Source organism: Pseudomonas algeriensis, from assembly GCF_048847255.1.
Classification (GTDB): Bacteria; Pseudomonadota; Gammaproteobacteria; order Pseudomonadales; family Pseudomonadaceae; genus Aquipseudomonas.
In genome coordinates this window covers 86,391-95,072 of sequence record NZ_JBKKRK010000017.1, presented here as the reverse complement: position 1 = coordinate 95,072, position 8,682 = coordinate 86,391, and the positions used below count along the sequence as shown (strand labels likewise).

Here is an 8,682-nt window from a genome sequence, read left to right as displayed (position 1 = left end):
TTGTGGGAGCGAGCCTGCTCGCGATTGCGGTGTGTCAGCCAACATTGATGCTGCTGACCCGACGCTATCGCGAGCAGGCTCGCTCCCACAGGGTTGTAGGTTTATCCAGTCCCTCAGTTCCTGCGGCTAGCCCTCCAGCTCAGCGTTGTTCGATTGGCACGAACTTGCGCTGTTCGACGCCGGTGTATTCGGCGCTCGGTCGGATGATGCGGTTGTTGGCGCGTTGTTCGAACACGTGGGCAGCCCAGCCGGTCAGGCGCGAGCAGACGAAGATCGGCGTGAACAGCTTGGTCGGGATGCCCATGAAGTGGTACGCCGAGGCATGGTAGAAATCGGCGTTGGGGAACAGTTTCTTCTGCTCCCACATGGTCTTGTCGATGGCTTCGGAGACCGGGAACAGCACCGTGTCGCCCACTTCGTCGGCAAGTTTTTTCGACCAACCCTTGATGACCTCGTTGCGCGGATCGTTGTCTTTATAGATCGCGTGGCCGAAGCCCATGATCTTGTCTTTGCGCGCCAGCATGCCAAGGGTGCCTTCGATGGCTTCCTGCGGTGAGCTGAAACGCTCGATCATTTCCATCGCCGCCTCGTTGGCGCCGCCATGCAACGGGCCGCGCAACGAGCCGATGGCGGCGGTGATGCAAGAAAACAGGTCCGACAGCGTGGAGGCGCAGACGCGGGCGGTGAAGGTCGAGGCGTTGAATTCGTGCTCGGCGTAGAGAATCAGCGACACGTTCATCACCTTGACGTGCAGCTCGCTCGGTTTCTTGCCGTGCAACAGATGCAGGAAATGGCCGCCAATGGAGACTTCGTCGGTCACGCATTCGATGCGCTGGCCTTCGTGGCTGAAACGATACCAGTAGCACATGATCGCCGGGAACGCGGCGAGCAGGCGGTCGGTCTTGTCGTGCTGCTGGGAAAAATCCTGCTCGGGCTCAAGGTTGCCGAGAAACGAGCAACCGGTGCGCATCACGTCCATCGGGTGGGCGTCGGCGGGAATGCGCTCCAGCACTTCTTTCAAGGCCTGCGGCAAATCCCGCAGTTGGCGCAGTTTACCCGTGTAGGCGTCCAGCTGGGCCTGGGTCGGCAGCTCGCCGTACAGCAGCAGGTAGGCCACTTCTTCAAATTGCGCATCCGCCGCCAGGTCGCGGACGTCGTAGCCGCGATAGGTCAGCCCGGCGCCCGACTGGCCTACGGTGGACAGGGCGGTTTGCCCAGCTACCTGGCCACGGAGCCCGGCGCCACTGAGTACTTTTGCTTCGGCCATGTTCTGTCTCCATTTTCTTGAATTTGTAGGGAGTCGCGCCTTACTTCTTCGCCGCGAACAGCGCATCGAGCTTCTGCTCGAAGGTGTGGTAGTCGATGCGATCGTAAAGCTCCATGCGGGTCTGCATGGTGTCGATGACATTCTGTTGCGTGCCGTCGCGACGGATCGCGGTGTAGACGTTCTCGGCCGCCTTGTTCATGGCCCGGAACGCCGACAGCGGGTAAAGCACCAGGGACACGTCGGCCCCGGCGAGTTGTTCGGTGGTGTAGAGCGGGGTCGCGCCGAATTCGGTGATGTTGGCCAGGATCGGCGCTTTCACGCGACTGGCGAACAGTTTGTACATCTCAAGCTCGGTGATGGCCTCGGGGAAAATCATGTCGGCACCGGCCTCGATACATGCGGCGGCGCGGTCAAGCGCCGATTCCAAACCTTCAACGGCCAGGGCATCGGTGCGCGCCATGATCACGAAACTGTCATCGGTGCGGGCATCGACGGCGGCCTTGATGCGGTCGACCATTTCCTGCTGCGAGACGATTTCCTTGTTCGGGCGGTGGCCGCAACGCTTGGCGCCGACCTGGTCTTCAATATGAATCGCCGCCGCGCCAAACTTGATCATCGACTTGACCGTGCGCGCCACGTTGAACGCCGAGGAACCGAAACCGGTGTCCACGTCCACCAGCAACGGCAAGTCGCAGACGTCGGTGATGCGGCGCACGTCGGTCAGCACGTCATCAAGGCCGGTGATGCCCAGGTCCGGCACGCCGAGAGAGCCGGCTGCCACGCCGCCACCCGACAGGTAGATCGCCTTGAAACCGGCGCGCTTGGCCAGCAGCGCGTGGTTGGCATTGATGGCACCGACCACCTGCAGCGGATGCTCGTTGGCGACCGCATCGCGGAAACGCTGGCCTGGCGTGCTCTTGCTGGAACTCATGACTCACCTCGTTCAGTGGCGGCGCTGTCCTGGAAATGACGCGCAATGTTGCGTTTGGACGCGCCGATGTGCCGGCGCATCAATAATTCAGCCAGTTCGCCGTCACGGTCGGCGATGGCATCGAGAATCCGATGGTGCTCGGCAAAAGCCTGGCGCGGACGGTTGGGCGTGGTGGAAAACTGGATGCGGTACATGCGCACCAGTTGGTACAACTCGCCGCAGAGCATCTGCGTCAGGGTGCGATTGCCGCTGCCCTGGATAATCCGATAGTGGAAGTCGAAGTCGCCTTCCTGCTGGTAATAGCCGACACCGGCCTGGAACGCCGCATCGCGCTCGTGGGTTTCCAGGACCCGGCGCAGTTCGTCGATTTCCTCCAGGGTCATGCGCTGCGCCGCGAGGCGACAGGCCATGCCCTCCAGGGACTCGCGAATTTCATAGAGCTCCAGCAGCTCGGCATGGCTCAGCGAGACCACTCGTGCCCCGACATGGGGGATGCGCACCAGCAGGCGCTGGCCTTCGAGGCGATGGATCGCCTCGCGCAGCGGCCCACGGCTGATGCCGTAGGTACGGGCCAGTTCGGGCTCGGAGATCTTGCTGCCCGGGGCGATCTCGCCCTTGACGATGGCAGCCTGGATGCGTCGAAAAACGTTCTCGGACAAGGTCTCGACATCGTCTTGGACGAGGACCGGCGTTTCGAGCTGATCAAGCATATTGTCGACACCTTTAAAATCAATACGGCAAAAACTAAACGTATAACCCTCAAACGTCAAAGCAAAAAACCATATTGTCGACAATCGTCTAATAACGCGTGCTGACATAACTTGCCGCTTCGAAGTATCGTAGCCCCCGGCCAGCGGTGGCGTCAGAAAACCACCGTGCTAGAATGCCGCCGCATTTGCCACTCTTCTATATAGAGAAGGCACCTAGGGAGCTTGCGCAGTAATGCCAGGGCCTGAACCGAAAACGGAACGCTGCGCACCAGGATTTATGACACTCAAGCCCTTATCCGCTGCCTTTTGCTTCATGTGCCTGCCCGGGCTCGCCGCGGCGGGTGAAAAAACCGTGTACGGCCTCAACGAATATGCGGCGCTGCAGGGCATTGACCTGGAGGTTGCCGCCAAGCTGGACACCGGTGCCAAGACGGCCTCGCTCAGTGCCCGCGACATCAAGCGCTTCAAGCGCAACGGCGAATCCTGGGTGCGCTTTTACCTGGCGATCGACGCCGCCCATTCGCACCCCATCGAACGCCCGCTGGCCCGAGTCAGCAAGATCAAGCGCCGCGCCGGTGACTACGACCCCGAAGAAGGCAAGAAGTACACGGCCCGGCCGGTCATCGAACTGGACATCTGCATGGGCTCGGCCCTGCGCAGCATCGAAGTGAACCTGACCGACCGCAGCGCCTTTCAATACCCGTTGCTGATCGGCTCCGAGGCGCTTAAACGCTTTGACGCGCTGGTCGACCCCAGTCTCAAATACGCAGCCGGCAAACCCGCCTGCGCCAATGCCGCTCACACCGCAGAGTAATTCCAATGCGCTCCCTTACCCTCCATTTGAAAATGCTGATCGCCATCCTGGTGGTGCTGGGCCTGTCGGTAACGGCCTATCAGATTTTCGTGCTCGGCATCCCGGTGACCGAAGACGCCACCGATGATCTCTGGAATATCGATGCCAAGGTCGAATTCGTGCCCAACGCCAAGGATCCGGTGAAGATCCAGATGTTCGTGCCCCCCTTGAGCCGCGACTATGTGAGCCTCAACGAGAGCTTCATTTCCAATAATTACGGCGTGGCGGTGAACCGGGTCGACGGCAACCGCAAGGTGACGTGGTCGGCCCGTCGCGCCAAGGGCAACCAGACCCTCTATTACCGCTTGGTGCTGACCAAGCGCTACAGCGCCGAGAAAACCAAGGTCAAGGGCCCGACCTTCCGCGACAGCATTGCCGTCGAAGGGCCGGAAAAACTCGCCGCCGAAGCACTGCTCGCGCCGATCCGCCAGCATTCGGCCGACGTCGAGACCTTCATCAGCGAAGCGATCAAGCGGGTCAACAACCTCAACGACGACAACGTCAAGCTGTTGCTGGCCGGTGATCCTTCGTCGGCCAACAAGGCACGTATCGTTGAATTGGTGCTGTCCATTGCCCACGTGCCGGTGGAAAAGGTCCACACCATTCGCCTGGTGGCTGACCAACCGCAGACACCCGAGCTGTGGCTGCGCAGTTTCAACGGTACCGATTGGCTGTATTTCAACCCGGATACCGGCGAGCAAGGCCTGCCCACCGACCGTTTGCTGTGGTGGACCGGCGATGAGAACCTGATCACCGTCGATGGCGGCAAGAAAGCCACCGTCACCTTCAGCATGAACAACAGCGAAATGAACGCCATTCGCCTGGCCAAGCTGACGGATGAGAACACTGACGCCAACTTCCTCGAATATTCCCTGTACGGCCTGCCGCTGCAGACCCAGCAAACCTTCATGATCATGGTGATGATCCCCATTGGCGTGCTGGTGATCCTGGTGCTGCGCAACCTGATCGGCCTGCAAACCCTGGGAACCTTCACCCCGGTGCTGATCGCCCTCGCCTTCCGCGAAACCCAACTGGGTTTCGGCATCATACTGTTCACGGTGATCACCACGCTGGGCCTGTCGCTGCGTTCGTACCTGGAGCACCTCAAGCTGCAAATGCTGCCGAGGCTCTCGGTGGTGCTGACGTTCGTTGTGGTGCTGATCGCCGCCATCAGCCTGTTCAGCCATAAGTTGGGCCTGGAACGCGGCCTGTCAGTGGCGCTGTTCCCGATGGTGATCCTGACCATGACCATCGAACGCCTGTCCATCACTTGGGAAGAACGCGGCGCCGGCCACGCGATGAAAGTCGCCATCGGCACCTTGTTCGCCGCGTCGCTGGCGCACCTGATCATGAGTGTTCCTGAGCTGGTGTACTTCGTGTTCACCTTCCCGGCGATCCTGCTGATCCTGGTGGGCTTCATGCTGGCCATGGGTCGCTATCGCGGCTACCGCCTGACCGAGCTGGTTCGGTTCAAGGCCTTCGTCAAGGCTGACTCCTGATGTTCGGCCTCTGGAAGACCTGGAAAGCCCTGGAAGCTCGGGGCATCATGGGCATCAACCGGCGTAACGCCGACTACGTGCTCAAGTACAACAAGCGCAGCCTGTACCCCATCGTCGATGACAAGATCATCACCAAGGAACGGGCTATCGCCGCCGGCATTCATGTGCCGGAGCTGTACGGGGTGATCTCCACCGAGAAGGAAATCGACAAGCTCGACGAGATCATCGGCGGGCGCACCGACTTCGTGATCAAGCCGGCCCAGGGCGCCGGCGGCGATGGCATCATCGTCATCGCCGATCGCTTCGAAGGCCGCTACCGCACCGTGTCCGGCAAGATCATCAGCCACGAGGAAATCGAGCACCACGTCTCGAGCATCCTCACCGGCCTGTATTCCTTGGGTGGGCACCGTGACCGGGCGCTGATCGAGTACCGCGTGACGCCGGACCAGATCTTCAAGAGCATCAGCTACGAAGGCGTGCCGGACATCCGCATCATCGTGTTGATGGGCTACCCGGTGATGGCCATGCTGCGCTTGCCGACCCGTCAGTCCGGCGGCAAGGCCAACCTGCACCAGGGCGCCATCGGCGTCGGCGTCGACCTCGCCACCGGCCTCACCCTGCGCGGCACCTGGCTGAACAACATCATCACCAAGCACCCCGACACCACCAACGCGGTGGATGGCGTGCAGTTGCCCTACTGGGACGGCTTCATGAAACTGGCCGCCGGTTGCTATGAACTGTGCGGGCTGGGCTACATCGGCGTAGACATGGTGCTGGACCAGGAAAAAGGGCCGTTGATCCTCGAACTGAACGCCCGCCCCGGGCTGAACATCCAGATTGCCAACGACTGCGGGCTGACCCTGCGCACCCATGCCGTGGAAGCACGCCTGGAAGAGCTCAAGGCCCGCGGCGTGATCGAGACCGTGGAAGAGCGCGTGGCGTTTGCCCAGGAATTGTTCGGGCACATTCCGCCGGTTGAGGGGTGAAGCTGAGGATGAAAACCGAAGCTGAAGGTTGAACCCGGTGGCGAGGGAGCTTGCTCCCGCTGGGTTGCGCAGCAACCCCAAAGCCCAGCACCTCGATGTATCAGAATGATCGCGCTCAGCTGCCCAGGGGGCCGCTTCGCAGCCCAGCGGGAGCAAGCTCCCTCGCCACGGGTCTCATTGAAGCTTCAGACCTGTTCAATACCGACATCCCTCTAGGAGCAATTCCTACAGGGGATTACAATCGCCACCCCGCCTGAACGGCCGACCCACCCCGCCCATGCCAACCTGCTTCGTACACTCGCTGCCCTACCGCGCCAACCCCGCCGATTATTTCGCGGCGATCCGCCATGCCCCGGGAAGCGTGCTGCTCGACAGCGGCCGGCCGAGCGCCGAGCGGGGGCGTTATGACCTGCTCAGTGCCTGGCCGCTGGAACAACTGGCGGTGCTGCCGGATGAAAGCGGTGGCCATTTCCTACAGCGTCTTCGGATGCATCTAACGCAGCTGGGCCACGCAGAGCTACCTGGCACGGTGCAATTGCCCTTCGCTGGCGGCCTGATTGGCTATTTGAGCTACGACTTCGGCCGACACCTCGAAGCACTGCCGTCCCAAGCACACGATGACCTGCAACTGCCCGACGCACGTTTCGGCCTGTACGACTGGGCATTGATTACCGATCACCAGGCCGCTACCAGCCAACTGGTTTTCCATCCCCATTGCGGCGAAAGTGAACGCCAACGTTTGATTGAACTGTTCAGCCAGCCGCTCGCGGCGCCTGCCAAGGCGTTCAGTCTTGAGGGCCCGATGGCGCCCGACCTCAGCGCTGAAGCCTATAAGCAGGCATTCGAACGTATCCAGGCGTATATCCAGGCCGGCGATTGTTATCAGGTCAACTTTGCCCAGCGCTTTCGCGCCCGGTGCCAGGGCGATGCGTGGGCCGCTTACCAGGCGCTGCGGGCGGCCTGCCCGACGCCTTTTTCCGGTTTCCAGAGCCTGCCGGAGGGCGGCGCGGTACTGAGCCTGTCGCCGGAGCGTTTCGTCAAGGTCAGCGAAGGCCACGTCGAAACCCGCCCGATCAAGGGCACCCGACCCCGCGGCACAACGCCCGAGGAAGACACGGCCCACGCCGCCGAACTGCTGGCCAGCCCCAAGGACCGAGCGGAAAACCTGATGATTGTCGACCTGCTGCGCAATGACCTGGGCCGCACGTGCCGCATCGGCTCGGTGCGAGTGCCGGAGCTGTTCAGCCTGGAAAGTTATCCGAACGTGCATCACCTGGTCAGCAGCGTGACCGGCGAACTGGCGGATGACAAGGACGCCTTGGACCTGATCGCTGGTAGTTTTCCCGGCGGCTCGATCACCGGCGCGCCGAAAATCCGCGCCATGCAGATCATCGACGAACTCGAACCGACCCGACGCGGGTTGTATTGCGGCTCGCTGCTGTATCTGGATGTGCGCGGGGAAATGGACAGCTCGATCGCCATCCGCAGTTTGTTGGTCAAGGATGGACAGGTGTGTTGCTGGGGCGGTGGTGGGATTGTCGCGGATTCAGATTGGCAGGCGGAATATCAGGAGTCGATGACCAAGGTGAAGGTCCTGCTGGAAACCTTGCAGAACCTGTGACCCGGGTGGGCGGGCGCCGGCGCGCTTGGGGGGTGTTCCACCCAGATTTGATGTTGACTGACAAACCGCTTCGCGAGCAGGCTCGCTCCCACATTGAGAAGTGTTACAGGCCGAGGGGGCGGTTCGAAGCCTTGATGAATTCCTGCTTCAACTCGGCAAACGTATGCACCGCCGGGAATTGCGGAAACTCGCGGATGACGTTTTCAGGCGCATGGAACAGTATCCCAGCGTCGGCTTCGCCCAGCATAGTGGTGTCATTGTAGGAATCTCCCGCCGCGATCACCCGATAGTAAAGGCTCTTGAAGGCAAGGACCGACTGACGCTTGGGATCTTTCTGACGCAGCTGATAGGCAGTCACTCGCCCGCCGTCGTCGGTGATCAAACGATGGCAGAGCAGCGTCGGGAAACCCAGCTGACGCATCAGCGGTTGGGAAAACTCGTAAAAGGTGTCGGAAAGAATCACCACTTGGAACCGTTCCCGCAGCCAGTCGACGAATTCGATGGCGCCGTCCAGCGGCTGAAGGGTGGCGATGACTTCCTGGATATCGGAGAGCTTGAGACCATGCTCGTCAAGGATGCCCAACCGTTGCTTCATCAGCACGTCGTAGTCGGGAATGTCCCGAGTGGTTGCCCTGAGGGATTCAATCCCGGTTTTTTCAGCGAAGGCGATCCAGATCTCCGGGACCAGCACACCTTCCAGGTCGAGACAGGCAATTTCCACAAGACACTCCCATTTTTTTGATGTTTATCGGTTGAGCGAACAAAAGGCTTGCCGACTCTAGCCATTCGACGAAGCCCGCGCAACGCACAGGAGC

The 8,682-nt window shown here is 61.0% G+C and carries 8 protein-coding genes; 4 read left to right on the top strand and 4 right to left on the bottom strand.

The window, feature by feature from the left end; all coding sequences use genetic code 11:
• Nucleotides 1-139: 139 nt before the first annotated feature.
• Genes prpC through ACLK1G_RS21505 form a run of 3 tightly spaced genes read right to left on the bottom strand, consistent with a single transcriptional unit; the run spans nt 140 to nt 2,908 of the window.
• Nucleotides 140-1,267 carry a bifunctional 2-methylcitrate synthase/citrate synthase gene (gene prpC / locus ACLK1G_RS21515; protein WP_305495984.1) on the bottom strand — a complete coding sequence of 376 codons (1,128 nt, stop codon included), beginning with the start codon at nt 1,265-1,267 and terminating at the stop codon, nt 140-142.
• A gap of 40 nt (nt 1,268-1,307) precedes the next feature.
• Complete coding sequence (prpB, locus tag ACLK1G_RS21510; protein WP_181288022.1) at nt 1,308-2,198, bottom strand: methylisocitrate lyase; 891 nt, start codon at nt 2,196-2,198, stop codon at nt 1,308-1,310.
• Nucleotides 2,195-2,908: a GntR family transcriptional regulator gene (locus tag ACLK1G_RS21505; protein ID WP_420767249.1), complete on the bottom strand. Its 714-nt coding sequence runs from the start codon at nt 2,906-2,908 to the stop codon at nt 2,195-2,197. Before ACLK1G_RS21505 ends, prpB begins: the two co-directional genes overlap by 4 nt.
• 277 nt (nt 2,909-3,185) lie before the next feature.
• Here ACLK1G_RS21505 and rloA point away from each other — a divergent pair, with 277 nt between their 5' ends.
• From rloA to pabB, 4 genes are all read left to right on the top strand, one after another.
• On the top strand, nt 3,186-3,722 hold the full coding sequence (rloA, locus tag ACLK1G_RS21500; RefSeq protein WP_420767248.1) for a retropepsin-like aspartic peptidase RloA: 537 nt from the start codon (nt 3,186-3,188) through the stop codon (nt 3,720-3,722).
• A 5-nt stretch (nt 3,723-3,727) separates the two neighbouring features.
• Nucleotides 3,728-5,260 (top strand): osmotic stress tolerance membrane protein RloB, encoded by a 1,533-nt coding sequence (gene rloB / locus ACLK1G_RS21495; protein WP_420767247.1) that lies wholly within the window; start codon nt 3,728-3,730, stop codon nt 5,258-5,260.
• Nucleotides 5,260-6,246 (top strand): alpha-L-glutamate ligase-like protein, encoded by a 987-nt coding sequence (locus ACLK1G_RS21490; RefSeq protein ID WP_039593716.1) that lies wholly within the window; start codon nt 5,260-5,262, stop codon nt 6,244-6,246. The genes rloB and ACLK1G_RS21490 overlap by 1 nt, the downstream gene beginning before the upstream one ends.
• A gap of 277 nt (nt 6,247-6,523) precedes the next feature.
• Nucleotides 6,524-7,867 (top strand): aminodeoxychorismate synthase component I, encoded by a 1,344-nt coding sequence (gene pabB / locus ACLK1G_RS21485; RefSeq protein WP_420767246.1) that lies wholly within the window; start codon nt 6,524-6,526, stop codon nt 7,865-7,867.
• A gap of 103 nt (nt 7,868-7,970) precedes the next feature.
• Here pabB and thrH read toward each other — a convergent pair whose 3' ends face one another.
• On the bottom strand, nt 7,971-8,588 hold the full coding sequence (thrH, locus tag ACLK1G_RS21480; protein WP_420767245.1) for a bifunctional phosphoserine phosphatase/homoserine phosphotransferase ThrH: 618 nt from the start codon (nt 8,586-8,588) through the stop codon (nt 7,971-7,973).
• Nucleotides 8,589-8,682 lie beyond the last annotated feature (94 nt).